Origin of the sequence: Paraburkholderia sp. CNPSo 3274, assembly GCF_024206475.1 — a bacterium.
Lineage (GTDB): Bacteria > Pseudomonadota > Gammaproteobacteria > Burkholderiales > Burkholderiaceae > Paraburkholderia.
The window spans coordinates 24,107-46,940 of the sequence record NZ_JAMBPR010000026.1 but is presented as its reverse complement, the minus strand read 5'-3'; the positions used below and the strand labels follow the sequence as shown (position 1 = coordinate 46,940).

The 22,834-nt window shown below is 64.7% G+C and carries 19 protein-coding genes; 9 read left to right on the top strand and 10 right to left on the bottom strand.

What is annotated here, in order from left to right; translation table 11 throughout:
- Position 1: 1 nt before the first annotated feature.
- The 10 genes from rapZ to kdsD form a co-directional block, all read right to left on the bottom strand.
- A complete protein-coding gene (rapZ, locus tag M3I54_RS19220; RefSeq protein WP_254338652.1) occupies positions 2–895 on the bottom strand; it encodes an RNase adapter RapZ in 894 nt (297 codons plus the stop codon).
- Positions 896–1,033: 138 nt separating this feature from the next.
- A complete protein-coding gene (gene hprK / locus M3I54_RS19215) occupies positions 1,034–2,002 on the bottom strand; it encodes an HPr(Ser) kinase/phosphatase (protein WP_028201859.1) in 969 nt (322 codons plus the stop codon).
- Positions 2,003–2,172: 170 nt separating this feature from the next.
- Complete coding sequence (ptsN, locus tag M3I54_RS19210) at positions 2,173–2,628, bottom strand: PTS IIA-like nitrogen regulatory protein PtsN (RefSeq protein ID WP_028201860.1); 456 nt, start codon at positions 2,626–2,628, stop codon at positions 2,173–2,175.
- Positions 2,629–2,981: 353 nt separating this feature from the next.
- Positions 2,982–3,338 (bottom strand): ribosome hibernation-promoting factor, HPF/YfiA family, encoded by a 357-nt coding sequence (hpf, locus tag M3I54_RS19205; RefSeq protein WP_254338650.1) that lies wholly within the window; start codon positions 3,336–3,338, stop codon positions 2,982–2,984.
- Between the two features lie 173 nt (positions 3,339–3,511).
- Positions 3,512–5,029 (bottom strand): RNA polymerase factor sigma-54, encoded by a 1,518-nt coding sequence (locus tag M3I54_RS19200; RefSeq protein ID WP_254338648.1) that lies wholly within the window; start codon positions 5,027–5,029, stop codon positions 3,512–3,514.
- A 278-nt stretch (positions 5,030–5,307) separates the two neighbouring features.
- On the bottom strand, positions 5,308–6,090 hold the full coding sequence (gene lptB / locus M3I54_RS19195; protein ID WP_254338761.1) for an LPS export ABC transporter ATP-binding protein: 783 nt from the start codon (positions 6,088–6,090) through the stop codon (positions 5,308–5,310).
- Positions 6,091–6,095: 5 nt separating this feature from the next.
- Entirely contained in the window at positions 6,096–6,788 is a 693-nt protein-coding gene (gene lptA, locus M3I54_RS19190) for a lipopolysaccharide transport periplasmic protein LptA (RefSeq protein ID WP_254338646.1), read from the bottom strand.
- Between the two features lie 31 nt (positions 6,789–6,819).
- Positions 6,820–7,419, bottom strand: a complete 600-nt coding sequence (gene lptC / locus M3I54_RS19185; RefSeq protein ID WP_254338644.1) for an LPS export ABC transporter periplasmic protein LptC — start codon at positions 7,417–7,419, stop codon at positions 6,820–6,822.
- A complete protein-coding gene (locus M3I54_RS19180) occupies positions 7,416–7,970 on the bottom strand; it encodes an HAD family hydrolase (protein ID WP_254338642.1) in 555 nt (184 codons plus the stop codon). Before M3I54_RS19180 ends, lptC begins: the two co-directional genes overlap by 4 nt.
- Positions 7,970–8,956: an arabinose 5-phosphate isomerase KdsD gene (kdsD, locus tag M3I54_RS19175; RefSeq protein ID WP_028201866.1), complete on the bottom strand. Its 987-nt coding sequence runs from the start codon at positions 8,954–8,956 to the stop codon at positions 7,970–7,972. Before kdsD ends, M3I54_RS19180 begins: the two co-directional genes overlap by 1 nt.
- A 196-nt stretch (positions 8,957–9,152) precedes the next feature.
- Here kdsD and M3I54_RS19170 point away from each other — a divergent pair, with 196 nt between their 5' ends.
- The 9 genes from M3I54_RS19170 to narH all read left to right on the top strand — a co-directional run bounded on the left by M3I54_RS19170 (position 9,153) and on the right by narH (position 22,825).
- Entirely contained in the window at positions 9,153–11,168 is a 2,016-nt protein-coding gene (locus M3I54_RS19170; RefSeq protein WP_254338640.1) for a cation:proton antiporter, read from the top strand.
- A 119-nt stretch (positions 11,169–11,287) separates the two neighbouring features.
- A complete protein-coding gene (locus tag M3I54_RS19165) occupies positions 11,288–11,854 on the top strand; it encodes an adenine phosphoribosyltransferase (RefSeq protein ID WP_254338638.1) in 567 nt (188 codons plus the stop codon).
- A gap of 32 nt (positions 11,855–11,886) precedes the next feature.
- Positions 11,887–12,501, top strand: coding sequence for a LysE family translocator (locus M3I54_RS19160; RefSeq protein ID WP_254338637.1), 615 nt, complete (start codon positions 11,887–11,889; stop codon positions 12,499–12,501).
- Between the two features lie 18 nt (positions 12,502–12,519).
- Positions 12,520–13,389 carry an NUDIX hydrolase family protein gene (locus tag M3I54_RS19155; protein ID WP_254338635.1) on the top strand — a complete coding sequence of 290 codons (870 nt, stop codon included), beginning with the start codon at positions 12,520–12,522 and terminating at the stop codon, positions 13,387–13,389.
- A gap of 75 nt (positions 13,390–13,464) precedes the next feature.
- A complete protein-coding gene (gene purU, locus M3I54_RS19150; protein WP_254338633.1) occupies positions 13,465–14,334 on the top strand; it encodes a formyltetrahydrofolate deformylase in 870 nt (289 codons plus the stop codon).
- Positions 14,335–14,581: 247 nt separating this feature from the next.
- The gene (locus M3I54_RS19145) at positions 14,582–15,907 is read left to right on the top strand and encodes a nitrate/nitrite transporter (RefSeq protein ID WP_375542166.1); all 1,326 of its coding nucleotides are present in this window, start codon (positions 14,582–14,584) and stop codon (positions 15,905–15,907) included.
- Positions 15,908–15,952: 45 nt separating this feature from the next.
- A complete protein-coding gene (locus M3I54_RS19140; RefSeq protein ID WP_254338631.1) occupies positions 15,953–17,347 on the top strand; it encodes a NarK family nitrate/nitrite MFS transporter in 1,395 nt (464 codons plus the stop codon).
- Positions 17,348–17,549: 202 nt separating this feature from the next.
- Positions 17,550–21,275, top strand: coding sequence for a nitrate reductase subunit alpha (locus M3I54_RS19135; RefSeq protein ID WP_254338628.1), 3,726 nt, complete (start codon positions 17,550–17,552; stop codon positions 21,273–21,275).
- Positions 21,272–22,825, top strand: a complete 1,554-nt coding sequence (gene narH / locus M3I54_RS19130; protein WP_254338626.1) for a nitrate reductase subunit beta — start codon at positions 21,272–21,274, stop codon at positions 22,823–22,825. Before M3I54_RS19135 ends, narH begins: the two co-directional genes overlap by 4 nt.
- Positions 22,826–22,834 lie beyond the last annotated feature (9 nt).

The window sequence follows — 22,834 nt, the reverse complement described above, 5'->3', positions numbered from 1 at the left end:
GTTAGGCGATCAGCCGTGACGACTCTCCGACATCGAGAGGCGCGTCGCGGTGACGCACGATAACGTTCGACTCGGCGGCGAAGCGCGCGGCGAGCGTTTGGGCGATGTACACCGATCGATGCTGTCCGCCCGTGCAGCCAATCGCAACGGTGAGATAGCTGCGGTTGTCGGCGCGAAAATGCGGCAGCCACTTCGCGACGAACGCGTAGACATCGTCGATCATTTCGTGGACGGCCGGTTGCGCATTCAGAAAGTCGATCACGGGCTGATCGAGCCCGGTGAGCGGCCGCAGGCGGGCGTCGTAATGCGGGTTCGGCAGCGTGCGCACGTCGAACACGAGGTCCGCGTCGAGCGGCACGCCGCGCTTGAAGCCGAACGATTCGAACGTGAGCATGAGCGAGCCGCGCTCGCCTCCGACGAACACCTTCACCCACTGGCGCAGCGCGTTGGAGCTCAGGTTGCTCGTGTCGACCTGATGGCCGAATTCGGCGAGGTTAGAGACGAGTTCGCGCTCGTGCTCGATCGCTTCTTCAAGTGACTTGAGCATGCCCACGTTCGCATCGTGCGCGGCGGAGCCCGAGAGGGGATGGCGGCGTCGCGTTTCCGAGAAGCGCTGGATGAGCGACTGCGTGCTCGCGTTGAGGAAGAGCACGCGCACGTCGTGGCGACGCGCGAGGTCGCGAATCATCTCCGGCATGTCGTCGAACGACGAACTCGAGCGCGCATCGATAGCGACGGCGAGGCGTTCGTAGCCGTCGTCGCTGAGATATTGCGCGAGTTGCGGTAGAAAGCGCGGCGGCAGGTTGTCGACGCAATAGTAGCCGACGTCTTCGAGCGCGTTGAGCGCCACTGACTTGCCGGAACCCGAAATGCCAGTGATCAGGATGATACGCATGGGAGAGTCGATGAACCCGATTGGGTCATCATAGCATCCGATTCGCGCGCCTGTATTGGCTCTCCGGGCCGCAGGCACCTGTTTCGGGGGCGCGCGCAGCGTGCTTCGCGCGCCTCGCCGGCCGCGCGGCTTCGGGCGTCAGATCAGCTTGCCGGGAAACTGGCTGTCGGGATCCTGCATGGCGAGACGCTGGCGGTCCATGAAGTCGCGCAGGGTGTCGATACCGCGCAATTGCAGGATCGTGTTGCGCACGGCGGCCTCGACCAGCACGGCGAGGTTGCGGCCCGCGGCCACCTGGATCGTGACCTTGCTGATGGGCAGGCCGAGTACGTCGACGGTCTGGCTCTCCAGCGGCAGACGCTGGAACTCGCCGTCCGGGCGGCGCACGAGTTGCACGATGAGCTTGAGCTTCATCTTCCGGCGCACGGCCGTTTCACCGAAGATCGTCTTGATGTCGAGCAGACCGAGGCCACGCACTTCGAGCAGGTTCTGCAAAAGTGGCGGGCAGCGACCCTCGACGAAATCGGGGCCGAGGCGCACGAAGTCCACGGCGTCGTCGGCCACGAGGCCATGGCCGCGGCTGATCAACTCCAGACCCAGCTCACTCTTGCCCAGACCTGAGTCGCCCGTAAGCAGCACGCCCATGCCGAGAATGTCGAGAAACACGCCGTGCAGCGTGGCGCGCGGCGCGAGTATGCGCGACATGTAGAGGCGCAGGCTGTCGATGACGGTGGCCGCCGACATTGGCGTGGTGAAGAGCGGCGTGGACGAACGCGTACAACGCAGCACCAGTTCGGGCGGCGCGGTCATGCCGTCGGCGACCACGAGGAACGGCGGTTCGAGCGCGATCAGCTCGGCCATGTGGCGCGAACGGTCTTCGTCGGTTTGGCGCTGGTAGTAGTGGATTTCGGCGTCGCCGAGCACCTGGATGCGGTTCGGGTGGATGAGGTTCAAGTGGCCGACGAGGTCCGCGCTCGCCGTGGCCGTGGCCACCGTCTCGGTTGAAAAGCCGCGTTCCCAGCCTTCGTGCCCCGTGAGCCAGCTGAGTTTCAGCGTCGTGGCGTTGTCGTCGAAGATGCTTTGAGCGTTGATGCTGGAAGTGTCCATGAGTCGGTGACTCCGCGAGATGACTCGCTTAACGGCTGACTGAATTGCTGGCTAAATAAACCGCGCGACCTGGATGATTAACGGCTGCCGCGGCCTTGCGCTTCACCCCTGCAACGAGCGTCGGGCGCGCGCCTTTCGGCCGCGCGTACCGCAAGACGCCGCACATTACATCAAGGTTGCCACTGGGTGAGCAGGCGATGCAACGTTTCGCGGTCCTCTTCGGTGTGGAGCCGCTCACGCGTTTCGCGATCCGACAACAGTTGTGCGATCTCGGACAGGATTTCAAGGTGCTGCTGCGTGGCCTGTTCGGGCACGAGCAGGAAGATCAGGAGCGAGACGGGCTGACCGTCTGGCGCTTCGAAGGCGATCGGCTCGGCGAGGCGCACGAAGGCGGCCTGCGGCTGCTTCAGGCCCTTGATGCGGCCGTGCGGGATCGCGACGCCTTCGCCGAGGCCCGTGGAGCCGAGGCGTTCGCGTGCGAAAAGATTGTCGGTAACGGTGCTGCGGGCGATGCCGTTCTGGTTTTCGAAGATCAGGCCAGCCTGTTCGAAGACGCGTTTCTTGCTGGTAACGGACAGGCCGACGACGACGTTCTCGATGGGAAGTATTTTGGCTAAACGATTCATGTTGGCAGGCGAAAACGTGGCCTGAATGCTCCACACCCCGACAGCTGCCCGCTTTGGCGGAAGCTTTGGATTCTGGCGACGAAGCCCGGTGCCGGGACCATGGGGACCTGTTGGCGCGTTAGACCCCGTAATACGACTGGACCATTATAGAACAAGCGTCCACGCCGATGGTGCGATGCGCCACGCATGAGCGCAACCCTCGTTGCCCGGTTGCACCCAGCGGTAAAACCGGCGTTGCGCGCATTCACGAAAAAGCCGCCCGGTTCGGGCGGCTTCGCTTCGAGGGGCGGAGGATGAACTATCGACTCCAGCCCCGGTTCATGGCGTGAATCGCCACATAGGACACTGTGGGATCACTGCGGCGGGATTTCGATGATGGGCGCAGGCTGGTGCTTGATCGCCTCATGTTGATGTCCCTGCACGCGGTCTTTGTGACGTACGACCTGGCGGTCCAGCTTATCGACCAGGAGATCGATGGCGGCGTACATGTCGCCGTTCGCGCTCTCCACAAATATGTCCTTGCCTTTCAGATGAAGGTTCACTTCGACCTTCTGTCTCTTATCCTTTTCCTTATGGTTGTCGACCGAGAGGACCACATTGCCATCGATTACCTGATCGAAATGTCTTAGCACCCTATCCAGTTTGGTGATCACGTATTCTCGCAACGCTGGCGTTACTTCGAGATGGTGTCCACTGATCTTCAGATTCATAGTGCTTCTCCAGGCTAATGGCCGCGTGACGCGTGAAGTGCGGCAATGCCGGTCGACTGTCTGCCAGTGCGCGGCTCCCCGAAAGGCCTGCGACGGCGGGCTAACTCGGCCGGCCATGTCCGCCAACGGGCGTAGCGGCCGGAAAACGCCTGCTCCGTGAAAGCCGGAACAGGCTAAAGAGACTTGCGCAGATTGACCGCCGGAATCTTCAGTGCCTCGCGATACTTCGCGACTGTGCGTCGCGCGACCACGAAGCCCTGTTCCGCCAGCAGTTCGGCTATGCGGCTGTCTGAAAGAGGAGATTTGGTGTTCTCGGCTCCTATGAGTTGCTTGATGAGGGCGCGGATGGCGGTGGATGATGCAGCGCCTCCGGTGTCCGTCGATACATGCGATCCGAAGAAGTACTTAAATTCAAGTGTCCCGAATGGAGTCAGCATGTATTTACCGGTTGTCACACGCGAGACAGTTGATTCGTGTAGGCCCAGCGTATCAGCAATCTCCCTCAAAACCAAGGGGCGCATGGCGATTTCGCCGTGCACGAAAAAGTTCTTCTGACGCTCGACGATAGCCTGCGCGACACGCAGGATCGTCTCGAAGCGCTGCTGGATATTCTTGATGAGCCAGCGCGCTTCCTGGAGCTGTTGGCGCAACGAACCGCTGCCCGGATCGCCGCGGTTATTGCGCAGGATATTCGCGTACAGATGGTTGATGCGCAGCTTCGGCACCACCTCAGAGTTCAGTTCCGCATGCCAGTTCTGGCCGGCCTTCTTCACGATGATGTCCGGCACCACGTAATCGGCTTCGGCCTTGCCATAGGACGCGCCCGGGAACGGTTCGAGCGAACGGATCAGCGCATGTGCCTCGCGCAGCTCGTCGTCGCCCGTCTTCAGTTGCTTGCGCAACCGCGTGAAGTCGCGCGCGGCGAGCAGTTCCAGATAGTTCGACACGATCTCGAGCGCGAGCGTGCGCGTGGGCGACGAATTGACGCGCAGCAACTGCAGCTTGAGGCACTCAGAGGCCGAGCGCGCGCCCACGCCCGCAGGGTCGAAGCTGTGCAGCAGCGCTAGCGCCGCATTGAATTCGTCGGCGTCGACTTCCAGTTCTTCGGGAATGTCGCCAAGAATTTCCTCACAGGTCGCGCTGAGGTAGCCGTCTTCGTCGAGCGATTCGATGAGGAAGGTGATGAGCGCGCGGTCGCGATGGCTCGCGTTCGTTTCGCGCAACTGCGCCATGAGATGGTCGCGCAGCGTGGTGGTCGATTCGTGGATCTGCAGCGGCGGCAGGTCGTCGTCGTCGGAGGCGTTGCCCGAGCGGCCGTAGTCGTCCAGGTTCCACTGGCTCGCGTCGCCGTTCGCGTTGCCGCCGAGGCCGTCGTATTCGTCGACGCCTCGCGGCTCGCTCTCGCTGTTCTCGCCGCTGCCGTTGGACGCCGAGGTGGAGCTGTTTGCGCCCTGCATCGGCTCGGCGCCGGAGGGCGCGGGCGGCTGCGCGATGAGCGAGCCGTCCGAGGCCACGCGCAGCGGGCTCGCGATCCAGTCGTCCTCGTTTTCGAGCAGCGGGTTCTGCGAGATCGCTGTCGCGACCTCCTGCTGCAGTTCGAGCGTCGACAGCTGCAGCAGCCGGATGGACTGTTGCAGTTGTGGCGTGAGCGCAAGATGCTGCGAGAGGCGGAGTTGGAGGCTGGCTTTCATGGCGGTGTGCGAACCATTGTAAAGAGTTTGCCACGCGGACGAAACCACGGGGGCATTCGCAAAAACGAGCGTGCGCCGCGCCGGTGCGTGCCCGGAATTTGGTGCGCAAACAGGAGCGCTCCTCGGCCTGCCGTGCACCTTTTTGGGGGCAAGGTCGATCCAGCGGAGTTACACGGGGAACGCGAAAGATGAGGCCGGAAAAACGCGAAAGCGGATCGCGCGCCCGGGTGAGCGCAGCGGGACGGCGGTGAGCGGGCGCGCGGGGTGCGCCCGGGGGCTTACATGCGGAAGTGCTCGCCGAGATAAACGCGGCGCACGTTCTCGTTCTCGATGATCTCACCGGGTGCGCCGGCCGCGAGCACGCTGCCGTCGCTGATGATGTAGGCGTGATCGCAGATGCCGAGCGTCTCGCGCACATTGTGGTCAGTGATCAGCACGCCGATGTTGCGCTGCTTGAGGAATTTCACGATCTTCTGGATTTCCAGCACGGCGATCGGGTCGACGCCCGCAAACGGCTCGTCGAGCAGGATGAAGCTCGGATCGGTTGCGAGCGCGCGAGCGATTTCAACGCGCCGGCGTTCGCCGCCCGAGAGCGACAGCGCCGGATTCTCGCGCAGATGCGCGATTTGCAGCTCGTCGAGCAGCGCTTCGGCGCGCTCGGTGATGACGTCTTTCGACAGACGTTTGCCGTTGCCGTCGACCTGCAGTTCGAGCACCGCCCGGATATTCTCCTCGACGGTGAGCTTGCGGAACACCGAAGCTTCCTGCGGCAGATACGAAAGACCGAGCGCCGCGCGCTTGTGGATCGGCAGAAGGCTGATGGACTGGCCGTCGAGGTCGATCTCGCCGGCGTCGAGCGGCACGAGACCCACGATCATGTAGAACGACGTGGTCTTGCCGGCGCCGTTGGGGCCGAGCAGTCCGACCACTTCGCCGCTCTTCACGTCGAGCGAAACGTCCTTGACGACGGTGCGTGAGCCATAGCGCTTCTTCAGGTTGCGCACGACGAGCGTGCTCGTCTTGCCGGCCAGCTGGCGGCCGTAGCTTTGGGGGGCGGTAATGGTATTCACTGTGGCGGCGCTTCCTGCAGCTTGGTGGACGGCGTGAGCGCGGCCGGGGCGCCGGCGGGCGGCTGTGCGCCGGTGGTGGTGTTGCGCGGCGAGAGCATGGCGCGAACGCGGCCGCCGGGGTTGCCGGGACCTGCGACGTCCTTTCCGGAGCGTGCCGTATAGAAGTCGTTCTGGCCGTCGTACGTGACGACGCTGCCGTGGACCTGATCCATCACCGTAGAGAGGCCCTGCAGGCGGCGCACCGTGGCGCGCGTCGTGAGCGTGGTGAGGTCCTGCTTGCCGTCGTAGTCGATGCGCTCGGCCGTGCCGTCGACGTATTCGTCGAGGCCTTCGCGCTTCTGGCGGAAGTAGGCGAGCTTCTCGGCGGGCGTGCCCGGCGCGACGGTGCCGGTCGCGAACTGGTAGCCCTGCGGGTCCTGCGTGACGACGAGCTTGTCGGCCTTGATGAGGATCGTGCCCTTGGTGGCGACCACGTGGCCCGTGAAGACGGTCTGCTGCTTCAGATCGTCATAGGTCATGTTGTCCGCTTCGATATTGAGCGGCTTGTCCTTGTCGGCGCGCTCGGCGTGGGCCGCGGGCGCGAGGCCGGCGAACAGCAGCGCGCCGGCGAGTGCCATCAGCGTCGCGAAGCGTGCGCGGCGCGCGTCGGGCGAACGGCCGTTCAGTGGACGGGGAAGCGAATCGTTCATGCAATCGTGCCTTGCGTGGACGGCCCGGCGTTCAGGACGAGCCGCCGGAGTCAGCCGGGGCGATCGCTCCACGGACGTTGCCGAAGAGCTGGATGACCCGGGAGACATTGTTGTAGTTCATGCCGCTGGTGGCCGTCATGACCGACTGGCCGCGTCGAAGTTTAACCGGCTTTTCGGTCAGGATCACATCGTCGTTCACGAGCACTTTGAAATGCTCGGAATCAGCCTGCATTTCGGGGTCGCCTGCGCCAGCCGCGCGCAGAATGCGCGCGTTGTCGTACAGATTGACGATCGAGGCGTCGGCGTTGACCGTGCCGCGCAGCCCGGTGGCCGTGACGATCGGCTTGCCGGGCTGGAATGCGCGCACGGCCGGGTTCGTGAGGTCGCTGTTCTCGTCGTCCTCGTAGTGAACCATGTGCGTGGCCGTGAGCCGGTACTGCGTAGCGCCCGACTGGTCGAGCTCGGACACAGAGAAGTTGTCCGAGAAATAGTCGGGCGTATGCGTGGGCGCACGCGGCGCCGCCTCCTTCTCGCGCGGCTGGACGGCCTGCAGCAGCCACCACGTGAAACCGGCGAGCGCGGCGACGCACACGAGCGGCACGAGCGAGGTGAGGCGGAACTTCTGGTTCATCGCGGCATCCCGGCCAGCGGTGCGCAGGCCGCGGCGAGCAGGGCGTCGTAACGGTTTTGCGCGCGCAGGATCAGGTCGGTGACTTCGCGCACGGCGCCGTGGCCGCCGACCTTGTCGGACACCCAGTGGGCGCGCGAGAGCACGTCCGGATGGGCGTTCGCGGGCGCGGCCGCGAAGCCGCACTGGAGCATCACGCCGAGGTCGGGCCAGTCATCGCCCATGTAGCCGCACGCTTCGGGCGCAATGCCCGTTTGCGAGAGCAGTTCGGCGAATGCTACGCGCTTGTCTTCCGCGCCTTGCCACAGGTGCGTGATCTTCAGTTCCTTCGCACGCACTGCGACGATCTCCGAGCGGCGCCCCGTAATGATGGCCGTGTCGATGCCGGCTTCGCGCAGGAGCTTCGCGCCGTGGCCGTCGAGCGAGTTGAACGCCTTCATCGTGTCGCCCGCGCCGGTGAAGAGCAGGCCGCCATCGGTGAGCACACCGTCGATGTCGAAAATCATGAGGCGCACGCGCGCGGCGCGCGCGGTTGCGTCGAGTGGGCTAGCCATCAGATCACCTTCTTGGAGAACAGGTCGTGCATATTGAGGGCGCCGATCAGCGTGCCCTCGGCATCGACGACCAGCATCTGATTGATGCGATGGCGCTCCATCAGTTCCACGGCTTCGACGGCAAGTTGGTCCGGACCGATGGTGCGCGGGCCTTTCGTCATGACCTGCGCGATCGGCAGGTCGCGGAAATCGCCCACGCGCTCGAGCACGCGGCGCAGGTCGCCGTCGGTGAAAATGCCTTGCACGTGGCCGTCGGCGTTGACGACCGCCGTCATGCCCATGCGTTTGGCCGTGAGCTGGAAGAGGGCGTCGCGCACGGTGACGTCGTCGCGCACCTTCGGGATTTCGTCGCCCGTGCGCATCACGTCGCGCACGTAGGTCAGCAGGCGCCGGCCGAGCGCGCCGCCCGGATGCGAGCGTGCGAAGTCGTCGGCGCCGAAGCCGCGTGCGTCGAGCACCGCGACCGCGAGTGCGTCCGAGAGCGCGAGCGCCGCCGTCGTGCTCGCGGTAGGTGCGAGGTTCAGCGGGCAGGCCTCCTTCTCCACGCCGGCGTCCAGATGCACGTCCGAGAGCTGGCCGAGCGTCGATTGCGGGCGATTGCCCGTCATGCCGATGAGCTTCGCGCCAATGCGCTTGACGAGCGGCAGGATCGCCACGAGTTCTTCCGATTCGCCGGAGTTCGACAGGCCGATGAAGACGTCGTCGGCGGTGACCATGCCGAGGTCGCCGTGGCTCGCTTCCGCCGGATGCACGAAGAACGCCGGGGTGCCCGTGGAGGCCAGGGTGGCCGCGAGCTTGCGGGCAATGTGGCCCGATTTGCCGATGCCGGAAACAACCACGCGTCCGCGGCAGCTGAGGATGAGGTCGACCGCGCCGACGAAGTTGTCGTCGAGCCGGTCGCGAAGCCCGCGCACGGCGTCCGCTTCGATGTCGAGCACGTTGCGAGCGAGCTTCAGCGCCCGGTCGCCATTGATTTTCGCTATCATCCGCGGAGTATAGCAAAGGCGTCTGCGCGCCGCGCCGGCGCCCCCAGCGCCAAACCCCGTGCGCGAGCCGCCCGGCTAGCCCAGCAGTTCTCCGTAGCCCTTCCCATGTAGCCGCCTTTGCGTCGATCATTGACCCGGCGCGGGGCAGAATTTGCATCGCCGGTAACAACGCTGACGAACGAGGACGCTTCACACGATGATCTCCCCGCTGGAAATGACGCTGTTCCTGCTGCTCGCCTCGGTGGTTGGCGTCGTGCTGTTTCGTTATCTGAATCTTCCGCCGATGCTCGGCTACCTCTCGGTGGGCATTCTCGTGGGCCCGCGCTCGCTCGGCATCGTGCCGGACACGCATGGCGCCCAGAACCTGGCCGAATTCGGCGTCGTGTTCCTGATGTTCTCCATCGGCCTCGAGTTCTCGCTCTCGAAGCTGCGCGCCATGCGCTATGCCGTGTTCGGCCTCGGGCTCTCGCAGGTGCTAGGCACGATCGTGGTGGCGCTTTTGCTCGGGCTCGTGCTGGAGCCGTGGGTCCATATCACGTGGCAGGCCTGCGTGGCGCTGGGCGGCGCGCTCGCCATGTCGTCCACGGCTATTGTCAGCAAGATGCTTTCCGAGCGGCTCGAGATCGAATCGGAGCATGGCCGCAACATTATGGGCGTGCTGCTGTTCCAGGATCTGGCCGTGGTGCCGCTTCTCATCGTGATCGCGGCGTTCGGTGGTTCTTCGGCATCGCTCGTCGAGTCGCTCGGCACCGCCGCCGTGAAGATCGTGCTCGCGCTCGGCATTTTGCTCATCGTCGGGCAGAAGTTCATGACGCGCTGGTTCACCGTGGTCGCGCGCCGCCGCTCGCAGGAGCTGTTCGTGCTCAACGTGCTGCTCGTCACGCTGGGCGCCGCGTTCATCACCGACAAGTTCGGCCTCTCGCTCGCGCTCGGCGCCTTCATCGCGGGCATGCTGATCGCCGAAACACCGTACAAGCACCAGGTGGAAGAAGACATCAAGCCGTTTCGCGACGTGCTGCTCGGCCTCTTCTTCGTGACCACGGGCATGCTGCTCAATCCGCACGTGATCTGGCAGCACCCCATCATGGTGGCGGCGTTCTTCCTCGGGCCGGTCGTGCTCAAGGCCGTGCTCATCACCGCGCTCACGCGTATTTTCGGCGCCTCGCCGGGCGTGGCCATGCGCACGGGTCTCGGCCTCGCGCAGGCCGGCGAATTCGGTTTCGTGTTGCTGAACCTCATTCTCGACAAGCACCTCGTCGATGCCACGCTGCTCCAGGCGATCCTCGCGGCCATGCTGCTGTCGATGCTCGCCGCGCCGTTCCTGATCCAGAACGCCGACCGCATCGTGCTGCGCCTCTCCTCGACGGAATGGATGCAACAGTCGCTGATGATGACGCGCATCGCCACGCAAAGCATCAAGCAAAGCGGCCATGTGATCGTGTGCGGCTACGGCCGCGCGGGGCAGAACCTCGCGCGCATGCTCGAATACGAGGGCCTTTCGTACGTCGCGCTCGACCTCGACCCCGATCGTGTGGCGGCCGCGGCGGCGGCGGGCGAGTCGGTGGTGTTCGGCGACGCGGCGCGGCGCGAGTCGCTCGTCGCGGCGGGCATCCACCGTGCGGCTGCGGTGGCGATCACGTATGCCAATACGCAATCGGCGTTTCGCGTGCTCCATCACATTCACGAGCTGGAGCCCACCTTGCCCGTGATCGTGCGCACGGTAGACGACGCCGATCTCGAACGCCTGCTCGCCGCTGGCGCGACCGAGGTGATTCCGGAGATCGTGGAAGGCAGCCTGATGCTCGCCTCGCACATGCTGGTGCTCATGGGCGTGCCGATGCGGCGCGTGGTGCGCCGCGTAGAGGAACTGCGCGACGAACGTTACAGCCTGTTGCGCGGCTACTTCCACGGCACCGACGATGTGGGCGAGGACGGTCACGAGCAGGTGCGGCTACAATCCGTACCGGTCGACGAGCGCGCCGACGCCGTGGGCCGCACGCTCGCGGAACTGGGCCTGTCCGAGCTTGGCGTGGAGGTGACGGCGATCCGCCGCCACGGCATTCGCGGCGTGGAACCGGACCCATCGACCAAACTGCGCGAGGCCGACATCGTCGTGCTGCGCGGTTTGCCCGAGCAGCTCGCGCAGGCCGAGGAGCGGCTTTCGCGGCATCGCAAGCCGGGTGGGGCGGGCGCGGGCGCGGCGGCGGCCTGACAGGCCGTCGTTGCCACCGTCGCTGCCGTCATCGAGAAATCGCGCTTGCGGGGTCCCGCCCCGTTAAAACAGTCCTGCTGTTCTTTATTGAGTCACTAGCGTCACTACCCGGAGAAACCATGTCCAACGCACCTGCGAACCCGAGCGCTGAAGCCGCCCAGTTCGTGAAGAGCCTGATCCGCACGGTGCCCGACTGGCCTCAGCCGGGAGTGCAGTTCCGCGATATCACGCCACTCATCCGCCATCCGAAGGGCCTGCGCGTGCTGATCGACCTCTTCGTCGAACGCTATGTCGATGCGAAGCTCGACTACGTGGCAGGGCTCGACGCGCGCGGTTTCATCATCGGACCGATCGTCGCGTATGAGCTGAACGTGGGCTTCATTCCAATCCGCAAGATCGGCAAGCTGCCGTACAAGACCGTTTCCGAGACCTACAAGCTCGAATACGGCGAAGCGACCGTCGAGATTCACGAGGACGCCTGCAGCAAGGGCGACCGCGTCGTGATCGTCGACGACCTGATTGCCACCGGCGGCACCATGATGGCCGGCAAGCTGCTGCTCGAACGCCTCGGCGCGAGCGTGGTGGAGGGCGCCGCGATCATCGACCTTCCGGATCTGGGCGGCTCGAAGCTGCTCACCGATGCAGGCCTGCCGCTCTTCACCGTGACCGCCTTCGGCGGCCACTGAACCCCGAACGCACCCCGCCACGAGTCGATCTCATGCCGAATTTCGCGCTCTTTCTCGCTACCTCCATCGCCATCACGTTCGCGCCCGGTCCCGACAATCTCCAGGTGCTCGCGCGCGGCATTTCGCAGGGCCGCGCCGCCGGTCTCGTGGCCGCGCTCGGTTTCGCCGCGGGCGTGACGTTCCACACCACGCTCGCGGCACTCGGCGTGGCCGCCGTGCTGCGCTCTTCGCCGCTCGCGTTCCAGATCCTCAAGCTCGCGGGTGCCGCGTATCTCGTGTGGATCGGGGTGAAGGCGCTGCGCAGCCAGGGTCTCGCCGCCGCCGGCGACAAGCCGCGCCAGCCACTCTCCGCGATCTTTCGACAGAGCGTGCTCGGCAACATCATGAATCCGAAGGTGACGCTGTTCTTCGTCGTGTTCCTGCCGCAGTTCGTCGACCCGCATGGCGCGCAGCACGTCACGCTGCAGATGCTCGAGCTTGGCCTCGTGTTCATGGCGCAGACGGTCGTGGTGTTCTCCCTCTTCGGGCTGTGCGCGGGCACGATCGGCGGCTGGTTGAAGCGCCGGCCGCGCGCGGGCGTGTGGCTCGACCGCCTCGCCGGCGTCACCTTCATCGCCATCGGCATTCGCGTCGCCTTGCGTGACTGATCTACGGAGTCCTGACCGATGACCTTGCCTTGCATTACCGACGCGCGGCGTTTCGATGCCGGCGCGCATCTGCCGTTTCATATCGGTGACGAGCGCGTGGGCTGGATACGCGTGAACGATGTGGCGCTGCTCGCACGCTGGCCCGACGTGTTCGAAATCGACGGCGATGCGCATAGCGCACGCGTGACGCTCGCCGCGCACTTCGAGAACGTCACGACGCGCAGCGCGGCGCTCGGTTCGGTGATCGGCGCACTCGCAGCGGAAGGGCACATTCCGGGCTGGCGCAACGAAACCTACGCGATCCGCAACGCCTTCGACGCGCCGCCGCTCGCCTTTATCGAACGCGCGGCCTCGCGCTTTTTCGGCACGATGACGTACGCGGTGCATCTGAACGGCGTCGTAGAATACGCGGATCCGTTGTCGCCCGGCGTGCCGCAATTGTGGATCGCGCGGCGCAGCCGCACCAAGGCCACCGACCCCGGCATGCTGGATAACATCGTGGCGGGCGGCATCGGTTGGGGCTTCGGCATCGAGGCCACGCTTGTGAAGGAATGCTGGGAAGAGGCTGGCATTGCCGGGGAGCTGGCGCGCGAGGCGCGCGCGGGCCGCACGGTGCACGTGCTGCAGTCGCTGCCGGAAGGCACGCAGGCCGAGCAGATCTTCATCTACGACCTCGTGCTCCCGGCCGATTTCGTGCCGCACAACCAGGACGGCGAAGTGGGCGAGCATCGCCTCGCGCGCATCGACGAAACCGCGCGCTGGATCGAGGAGGGCGCGATGACGGTGGACGCGAGCCTCGCGACGCTCGACTGCTTACTGCGCCACCAATGGATAGACGAAGACGCGTGCGAGGGCATTGCCGCGATCTTCGAACCGCCGACGCTGTGAAAGGGCGCCGGTTCTTTTAGCAAAGCCCAAAGCCCTTTTAGCACCACCAAAGTATTGACGGGAGTTATTAAGGTCATGTCGACCGATCACAGCTTCATCCTCAAACTGTCGTGCGCCGACCGGCCTGGCATCGTGCATGCCGTGTCGGGCTTCCTGTTCGAACGCGGCAGCAATATTCTCGACTCGGCCCAGTTCGGCGACAGCCATACGGGCGAGTTCTTCATGCGCGTGCACTTCCAGCAGGTGGGCGGCGACCCGGGCCTCGACGGCCTGCGCAGCGCGTTCGAGCCGCTCGCGCAGGAGTTCGGCATGCGCTGGGAACTGCATGACGCGAACGTGAAGCCGCGCGTCGTCATCATGGTCTCGAAGATCGGCCATTGCCTGAACGACCTGTTGTTCCGCTATCGCACCGGCCAGCTGCCTATCGAGATTCCGGCGATCATCTCGAATCACAAGGACTTCTATCAGCTCGCCGCGAGCTACAACATTCCGTTCCATCACTTCCCGCTGCTCGGCGGCACTGAGGCCGACAAGGCCGCGCAGGAAGCGCGCGTGCTCGAAGTGGTGAACCGCGAAGGCGCCGATCTCGTGGTGCTCGCGCGCTACATGCAGATCCTCTCGCCGCAGCTTTGCAAGGCGCTCGAAGGCCACGCGATCAATATCCATCATTCGTTCCTGCCGAGCTTCAAGGGCGCGAAGCCGTACTACCAGGCGTTCGATCGTGGCGTGAAGCTGATTGGCGCAACGGCACACTATGTGACGTCCGATCTCGACGAAGGTCCGATCATCGAGCAGGAAGTCGAGCGCGTGGATCACAACATGACGCCGGACCAGCTCACCGCGATTGGCCGCGACGTCGAGTGCGTGACGCTCGCGCGCGCGGTGAAGTGGCACGTGGAGCATCGCATCGTGCTCAACGGGCACAAGACGGTGGTCTTCCGCTGATTTTGCGTTGATCCTCTGCGACACCATGCCGTAGCGTGTTTCATGACACGCTACGGCTTTTCGACATATTCTTGTTGCTCGCTGGCGCATTTGCATGCCTGCGGGTTTTCTTCCGCGCCGTCACATTCCCCCGGTACTACTCCTTAAGACCTAGCGGCGCATCGTCGCCCACTCCCTGCGGAGAATAGCCCGCACCTTTCGGTTTTCCTACGCTTGTCACGTGAACAAAACGACAAGAGGGAAATCCATGAAAGCCGGTCTATCCCCGCAGGCGGATCCTGTCGCCGATAGTCGTGCCTGGCGCGCGCTGGGTTCGAGCACCTTCGCGTTCACGATCTGCTTTGCCGTCTGGATGATGTTCGCGATCCTCGGCATTCCGCTCAAAAAACAGCTTCACCTCACCGATACCGAATTCGGCCTGATTGCCGCGATGCCCGTGCTCACCGGCTCGCTCGCCCGCGTACCGCTCGGCATCTGGACCGATCGCGTTGGCGGGCGCATCGTCTTCTTCATCACCATGCTCGTGACCGTCGTGCCGATCTGGCTCGTCTCGTACGCGACGCAACTGTGGCAATTCCTCGTGCTCGGCCTGTTCGTGGGGTTAGCTGGCGCATCGTTCTCGGTCGGCACGCCCTATGTCGCGCGCTGGTTCCCGAAGTCGCGCCAGGGTCTCGCCATGGGCATCTTCGGCGCGGGCAACTCGGGCGCCGCGCTCAACAAGTTCGTCGCGCCGGTGCTGATCGTCGCGGCCGGCACGTGGACGATCGTGCCGAAGGTCTACGCCGTCGCGATGCTCGTGACCGCGCTGCTGTTCTGGATGTTCTCCGCGAGCAACCCGGCGCACCGCGCGCCCGGCACGGCGAGCGTTGCGACCCAGATGCGGCTGCTCGCCGACCCGCGCGTGCTGCGCTACGCGCAGTACTACTCGGTGGTGTTCGGCGGCTATGTCGGCCTGTCGCTTTGGATGCCGCAGTACTACGTGAACCAGTACGGCTTCGGCATCGAGCAGGCCGCGTTTCTCGCTGCGTGCTTCTCGCTGCCCGGCGGCGTGCTGCGTGCGCTAGGCGGCTGGCTCTCCGACCGCTATGGCGCCTATCGCACGACGTGGGCCGTGATGTGGGTCGCGCTCGCGTGCTTCTTCCTGCTGAGCTATCCGCCGACCGACTTCGTGATCCATAGCGCGCATGGCCCGCTCGGTCTGCAAATCAGTACGGGACCGGTGTTCTACACGGTGCTGATGTTCGTCGTCGGCATTGCGATGGCGGTGGGCAAGGCCTCGGTCTTCAAGTTCATCGGCGACGAGTACACCGACAACATCGGCGCCGTCTCCGGCGTCGTGGGGCTGGCGGGCGGTCTCGCGGGCTTCGTGCTGCCGATCCTGTTCGGCCTGCTCGTCGACCTGACGGGCGTGCGCACCACCTGCTTCATGCTGATGTTCGGCGCCACTGTGGTGAGCCTGCTGTTCATGCACTTCTCGTTCCGCCCCGAAGCGCTCGCCCACGGCAGCGCGAAGCTCGCGCGCAAGGTTAGCGCCGCGACGCTGGCGCCGAAGGAAACCACGTACTCCGAATGATCCAACCTGCGCCGCGCGTGCGGCGCCTACTGTACGAGCACAATCATGTCCAAATATCTCCTGACCCAATGGGAGCCCGAGAACACCCGGTTCTGGCAGGCTTCCGGCGAGCAGATCGCCACCCGTAACCTGTGGATTTCGATTCCCGCGCTGATGCTGGCGTTCGTGGTGTGGTCGCTGTGGAGCGTCACGGTCGTCAATCTCGACAAGGGCGGCTTTCACTTCACGAAGAACGAACTCTTCTGGCTCACGGCGCTGCCCGCGCTTTCGGGCGCCACGCTGCGCATCTTCTATTCGTTTCTCGTGCCGATATTCGGCGGCCGCCGCTTCACGGCGATCTCCACGGCGAGCCTCCTGATCCCGGCCTTCGGCATGGGCTTCGCGCTGCGCGATCCGTCCACCTCCTATTCGACGCTGCTCGTGCTCGCGCTGCTGTGTGGTCTTGGCGGCGCGAACTTCAGCTCGTCGATGGCGAACATCAGCTTCTTCTTTCCGAAGGCGCGCAAGGGTTTTGCCACCGGCCTCAACGCGGGCATCGGCAACCTCGGTGTCTCGCTCGTGCAGTTCGTCACGCCGATCGTCATCTCGACGGCCGTGTTCGCTGGCCTGCTCGGCGACGGGCAGACCTACGTGAAGGACGGCGTCGAGCACAGCATCTGGCTGCAGAACGCAGGCTTCGTGTGGATTCCACTCATCGTCGTGTCTTCGTTCGCCGCGTGGTTCGGCATGAACGACATCGCCGATGCGAAGGCCTCGTTCAGCGAGCAGGCCGTGATCTTCCGCCGCGCGCACAACTGGATCATGTGCTTTCTCTATGTCGGCACGTTCGGCTCGTTCATTGGCTTCTCGGCCGGCCTCGCGCTTCTCACCAAGGCGGAGTTTCCCGCCATCAACCCGACTGCATGGGCCTTCCTCGGGCCGCTCGCCGGCGCGCTCACGCGCCCCGTTGGCGGCTGGATCTCGGACAAGCTCGGCGGCGCGCGCGTCACGCTCTGGACCTTCCTCGCGATGATCGTCGCGGTGACCGGCGTGATCGTGTTCCTGCCAGGCGGCGCGCTGGGCGGCGCACAGGGCAGCTTCGCCGGCTTCCTCGCGATGTTCGTCGTGCTGTTCGCGCTCACCGGCATCGGCAATGGCTCGACCTTCCGCATGATTCCCGTGATTTTCCTCACGCAGCATCAACGCGCCGCGAAGGGCAAGGGCGATGACGGACAACGCAGCGCGCTCGCCGAAGCGGGCAAGGAATCGGCGGCGGTGCTCGGCTTCGCGGGCGCGATGGGCGCGTACGGCGGCTTCTTCATTCCGAAGAGCTTTGGCACGTCGCTCGACATGACCGGTTCACCGGTCGGCGCGCTCGTGTGCTTCATCGGCTTCTATGTGGTGTGCGCGGCGGTGACGTGGCTCTTCTATGCACGCCGCAACGCGTCCATGCCTTGCTGATTCGGACTAGTCCTTTGGGAGTAGCGCGGCGCAAGGGGACTCATCCCATTGCGCGGCCCGAACTCTCCCCTTGATGAATGGGCAGGCACGCGCCCGCTCGCCATACTCAGAACGATACAGCTGCCCGTCGCCACGCATTGCAATGCAAGCGGGCGGCGACAGGCGCGATCGATCGATTCCAGCAGCAGTCCCGGAGAGCCTGATGAGTTATTTTCTGGACCGGTTGAAGTTCATGTCGCGCGTGAAGTCGACGTTTTCGAAAGGCCACGGCGCGGTGGTGAACGAGGACCGCAAGTGGGAAGACGGCTATCGCAGCCGCTGGCAGCACGACAAAATCGTACGCTCGACCCACGGCGTGAACTGCACGGGCTCGTGCTCGTGGAAGGTTTACGTGAAGAACGGCCTGATCACGTGGGAAACGCAACAGACCGACTATCCACGCACGCGCGCTGACCTGCCCAATCACGAACCGCGCGGCTGCCCGCGTGGCGCATCGTATAGCTGGTACGTGTATTCGGCGCAGCGCGTGAAGTACCCGATGATCCGCGGGCGCCTGATCGAGATGTGGCGCGAGGCGCGCAAGACGCTCGACCCGGTCAAGGCATGGGCTTCGATCGTCGAGGACCCGAAGAAGGCGGCTCACTACAAGCGTGCGCGCGGCCAGGGCGGCTTCGTGCGCGCGGGCTGGGACACGGCCACCGAGATGATCGCGGCGGCCAACGCCTACACCATCGGCAAGTACGGTCCCGATCGCGTGGTGGGTTTCTCGCCCATTCCGGCAATGTCGATGGTCTCGTACGCCGCGGGCGCGCGTTACCTGAGCCTGATCGGCGGCGCGTGCCTCTCGTTCTACGACTGGTATTGCGATTTGCCGCCCTCCTCGCCGCAGGTGTGGGGCGAGCAGACCGACGTGCCCGAATCGGCCGACTGGTACAACTCCACGTATCTCATGGTGTGGGGCTCGAACGTGCCGCAAACGCGCACGCCCGACGCTCACTTCTACACCGAGGTCCGCTACAAGGGCACGAAGACGGTGGCCGTGTCGTCCGACTTCGGCGAGATGGTGAAGTTCGGCGATATCTGGCTCGCGCCGAAGCAGGGCACCGACGCGGCGCTCGCGCTCGCGATGGGCCACGTGGTGCTCAAGGAGTTTCACGCAACGGCTAAGTCCGCGTACTTCCGCGATTACGTGAAGCAGTACACCGACATGCCGATGCTCGTCACGCTCGCCGAGCGCGATGGCTCGCTCGTGCCGGACCAGTTCCTGCGCGCGTCGCAACTCGCCGCGAATCTCGACGAAGCGAACAACCCGCAGTGGAAGACGCTCGCCATCGATGCGACCACGGGCGACATCGTTGCGCCGAACGGCTCGATCGGCTTCCGCTGGGGCGAAGGCGAGCACGACGGCGGCAAGAAGGTGGGTCGCTGGAACCTCGAAATGAAGGACGGCGGCAGCGGCCGCGAAATCGATCCGCGCCTTTCGCTCGTCGATCGGCATGACGAAGTGGTCGAGGTGGGCTTCCCGTACTTCGGCGGCGAACATGGCGCGCTGCTCGCGCGTCGTGTGCCCGTGAAGCGCGTGGCGCTGGCGGACGGCACGAGCGTACTGGTCGCCACCGTCTACGACTTGCAGATGGCCAACTACGGCGTCGATCAGGGCCTTGGCGGCTCGAACGTCGCGTCCTCGTATGACGACGACGTGCCCTGCACGCCCGCATGGCAGGAGAAGCACACCACGGTGCCGCGCAAGCTCGTGATCCAGGTGGCGCGCGAGTTCGCCGACAACGCCGACCGCACGCGCGGCAAGAGCATGGTGATCGTGGGCGCGGCGCTCAATCACTGGTACCACAACGACATGATCTACCGCGGCATCATCAATCTGCTGCTGATGTGCGGTTGTATCGGCCAAAGCGGCGGCGGCTGGGCGCACTACGTGGGCCAGGAAAAGCTGCGTCCGCAATTCGGCTGGGCGCCGCTCGCGTTCGCGCTCGACTGGTCGCGCCCGCCGCGCCAGATGAACGGCACGTCGTTCTTCTACAACCACACGAGCCAGTGGCGTCACGAGAAGGTGAGCGTGGACGAGATTCTGGGCCCGGGCGCGGACCGCGAACGCTACAAGAATCTGTCGATGCTCGACCTCAACGCGAAGTCCGAGCGCATGGGCTGGCTGCCTTCGGCGCCGCAACTGGGCGCCAATCCGCTCGACGTGGTGGACGCCGCGCAGCGCGCGGGCGTGCCGCCGGTGCAATACACCGTCGATCAGCTGAAGTCGGGCGCATTGAATTTCGCCTGCGACGACCCCGACAATCCCGCGAATTTCCCGCGCAACATGTTCGTGTGGCGCTCGAACATCATGGGCAGCTCGGGCAAGGGTCACGAGTATTTCCTCAAGTACCTGCTCGGCACGCAGAACGCGCTGTTCGGCGACGAAGCCGACGCGATCAAGCCTTCCGAAGTGAACGTGCGCGAGGCGGCCGAAGGCAAGCTCGACCTGCTTACGGTGCTCGACTTCCGCATGAGCACGACGTGCCTGTACGGCGATATCGTGCTGCCTTCGGCCACGTGGTACGAGAAGGACGACCTCAACACGTCGGACATGCACCCGTTTATCCATCCGCTTTCGGAGGCGGTGCAGCCGCTGTGGGAGAGCAAGACCGACTGGGAGATCTACAAGGCCATCGCGAAGAAGTTTTCGGAGATCGGCGGCACGCATCTGGGCAAGCGCACGGACCTCGTGTGCACGCCGCTCATGCACGACACGCCGGGCGAACTCGGCCAGGCGTTCGAGCCGAAGGACTGGCGTCTTGGCGAATGCGATCTCATCCCGGGCAAGACCGCGCCTTCGATGACGCTCGTGGAGCGCGACTATCGCGAGATCTACGACAAGTTCACCTCCGTTGGGCCGCTCCTCGAAAAGCTGGGCAACGGCGGCAAGGGCATCAACTGGAACACCGTGCACGAGGTGGGCGAGTTCGCACAGCTCACGGGCATCCAGCAGAACCGCGGCGCGGCCGAGGGACGCCCGCGTCTGGAAACGGCCATCGACGCCGCGGAGATGATCCTCACCTTCGCGCCGGAAACCAACGGCCACGTCGCGGTGAAGGCGTGGGACGCGCTCTCGAAGATCACGGGCCGCGATCACACGCATCTGGCCGAAGGCCGCGAGCACGACAAGATCCGCTTTCGCGACGTGCAGGCGCAGCCGCGCAAGATCATCTCCGCGCCGACGTGGTCGGGGCTCGAATCGGAAGAGGTGAGCTACAACGCGGGCTATACGAACGTGCACGAACTGATTCCATGGCGCACGCTCACGGGCCGTCAGCAGTTCTATCAGGATCACCGCTGGATGCTCGACTTCGGCGAGGGCCTGTGCAACTACAAGCCCGCCATCGACACGAAGACGACCTCGCCGATGCTCGGCGCGAAACCCAACGGCGAGCACGAACTCGTGCTGAACTGGATCACGCCGCACCAGAAGTGGGGCATCCACTCCACGTACACGGACAACCTGCGCATGCTCACGCTTTCGCGTGGCGGCCCGCACGTCTGGGTCTCGGAAGTCGAGGCGAAGGAAGCGGGGCTCGTCGACAACGACTGGGTCGAAGTGTTCAACGTGAACGGCACGCTCACTGCGCGCGTCGTGGTGAGCCAGCGCGTGCCGCGCGGCATGTGCCTCATGTATCACGCGCAGGAAAAGATCATCAACGTTCCGGGCGCGGAAACGAGCGGCATGCGCGGCGGCATTCACAACTCGGTCACGCGCACGGTGCTCAAGCCCACGCACATGATCGGCGGCTACGCGCAACTGGCGTATGGCTTCAACTATTACGGCACCGTCGGCAGCAATCGCGATGAGTACGTGATCGTGCGCAAGATGAAGAAGGTCGAGTGGCTGGAAGGCCCGATGAAGGAAGGAGCCGCATCATGAAAATCCGCGCCCAGGTGGCGATGGTCCTGAACCTCGACAAGTGCATCGGCTGCCATACGTGCTCCGTCACGTGCAAGAACGTGTGGACTTCGCGCGATGGCGTCGAGTACGCGTGGTTCAACAACGTCGAGACGAAGCCCGGCATCGGCTATCCGAAGGAGTGGGAGAACCAGGAGAAGTGGAACGGCGGCTGGGTCCGCAACCCCAACGGCAAAATCGAGCCGCGCCAGGGCCCGAAGCTCAAGGTGCTGGCCAACCTGTTCGCCAACCCGAACCTGCCCGGTATCGACGACTACTACGAGCCGTTCACGTTCGACTACGAGCATTTGCAGAAGGCGCGCCTCTCGCAGACGCCGCCCACTGCGCGTCCCGTGTCGGTCCTTACCGGCAAGAAGATGGACAAGATCCATTGGGGTCCCAACTGGGAAGACGACCTGGGCGGCGAGTTCTCGTCGCGCAGCCGCGACAAGCTGTTCGAGAACGTGCAGAAGGAGATGTACTCGACCTTCGAGAACACCTTCATGATGTATCTGCCGCGCCTGTGCGAGCACTGCCTGAATCCGGCATGCGTGGCGTCGTGCCCCTCGGGCTCGGTGTACAAGCGCGAAGACGACGGCATCGTACTCGTCGACCAGGACAAGTGCCGCGGCTGGCGCATGTGCATCTCGGGTTGCCCGTACAAAAAGATGTACTTCAACTGGAAGAGCGGCAAGGCCGAGAAGTGCATCTTCTGCTATCCGCGCATCGAGGCGGGGCAGCCTACCGTCTGCTCTGAGACATGCGTGGGCCGTATCCGTTATCTGGGCGTCATGCTTTACGACGCGGATCGCATCAGCGACGCGGCATCGGTTGAATCGACGCAGGATCTGTATCAGTCGCAGCTCGACGTGTTCCTCGATCCGCACGATCCCGCCATCCAGGCCGAGGCGCGCCGCCAGGGCGTGCCGCAGAGCTGGCTCGACGCCGCCGTGCGCTCTCCCGTGTACCGCATGGCGGTCGAGTGGAAGATCGCGTTCCCGCTGCACCCCGAGTACCGCACGCTGCCGATGGTCTGGTACGTGCCGCCGCTTTCGCCGATCCAGTCGGCCGCGGATGCGGGCCATATCGGCATGGACGGCGTGATTCCCGACGTGGCGAGTCTGCGCATTCCCATGCGCTATCTCGCCAACCTGCTGACCGCCGGCGACGAGAAGCCCGTGATTTCGGCGCTCAACCGCATGCTGGCGATGCGCGCCTACAAGCGCAGCCAGGCCGTGGACGGCGTGAACGACGACGCGGTTCTCGAGCGCGCGGGCCTCACGCCCGAGCAGGTCGAGGACATGTACCGCACCATGGCGATCGCGAACTACGAGGACCGCTTCGTCGTGCCGTCGTCGCACAAGGAAATGGTCGAGGACTCGTTCAACGAGAAGGGCAGTTGCGGCTTCTCGTTCGGCAACGGGTGTTCGGGCGGCGTTTCCGAGGGCTCGCTGTTCGGCTCGAAGGTCGAAGGCAGCGCCGTGTATGTCGATATGCCGAAGTCGCGTCGCAAGACGCCGTCTGAAGCTTGAGCGGGAGGC

Coding starts and splice junctions, on each gene's coding strand:
- M3I54_RS19170 (WP_254338640.1), top strand. CDS start 9,153: ATGATCTCCCCGCTGGAAATGACGCTGTTCCTGCTGCTCGCCTCGGTG.
- M3I54_RS19155 (WP_254338635.1), top strand. CDS start 12,520: ATGACCTTGCCTTGCATTACCGACGCGCGGCGTTTCGATGCCGGCGCG.
- kdsD (WP_028201866.1), bottom strand. CDS start 8,956: ATGATAGCGAAAATCAATGGCGACCGGGCGCTGAAGCTCGCTCGCAAC.
- lptA (WP_254338646.1), bottom strand. CDS start 6,788: ATGAACGATTCGCTTCCCCGTCCACTGAACGGCCGTTCGCCCGACGCG.
- M3I54_RS19135 (WP_254338628.1), top strand. CDS start 17,550: ATGAGTTATTTTCTGGACCGGTTGAAGTTCATGTCGCGCGTGAAGTCG.
- M3I54_RS19160 (WP_254338637.1), top strand. CDS start 11,887: ATGCCGAATTTCGCGCTCTTTCTCGCTACCTCCATCGCCATCACGTTC.
- rapZ (WP_254338652.1), bottom strand. CDS start 895: ATGCGTATCATCCTGATCACTGGCATTTCGGGTTCCGGCAAGTCAGTG.
- lptC (WP_254338644.1), bottom strand. CDS start 7,419: ATGAACCAGAAGTTCCGCCTCACCTCGCTCGTGCCGCTCGTGTGCGTC.
- ptsN (WP_028201860.1), bottom strand. CDS start 2,628: ATGAATCGTTTAGCCAAAATACTTCCCATCGAGAACGTCGTCGTCGGC.
- hpf (WP_254338650.1), bottom strand. CDS start 3,338: ATGAATCTGAAGATCAGTGGACACCATCTCGAAGTAACGCCAGCGTTG.
- M3I54_RS19200 (WP_254338648.1), bottom strand. CDS start 5,029: ATGAAAGCCAGCCTCCAACTCCGCCTCTCGCAGCATCTTGCGCTCACG.
- M3I54_RS19165 (WP_254338638.1), top strand. CDS start 11,288: ATGTCCAACGCACCTGCGAACCCGAGCGCTGAAGCCGCCCAGTTCGTG.
- M3I54_RS19145 (WP_375542166.1), top strand. CDS start 14,582: ATGAAAGCCGGTCTATCCCCGCAGGCGGATCCTGTCGCCGATAGTCGT.
- M3I54_RS19140 (WP_254338631.1), top strand. CDS start 15,953: ATGTCCAAATATCTCCTGACCCAATGGGAGCCCGAGAACACCCGGTTC.
- hprK (WP_028201859.1), bottom strand. CDS start 2,002: ATGGACACTTCCAGCATCAACGCTCAAAGCATCTTCGACGACAACGCC.
- purU (WP_254338633.1), top strand. CDS start 13,465: ATGTCGACCGATCACAGCTTCATCCTCAAACTGTCGTGCGCCGACCGG.
- M3I54_RS19180 (WP_254338642.1), bottom strand. CDS start 7,970: ATGGCTAGCCCACTCGACGCAACCGCGCGCGCCGCGCGCGTGCGCCTC.
- narH (WP_254338626.1), top strand. CDS start 21,272: ATGAAAATCCGCGCCCAGGTGGCGATGGTCCTGAACCTCGACAAGTGC.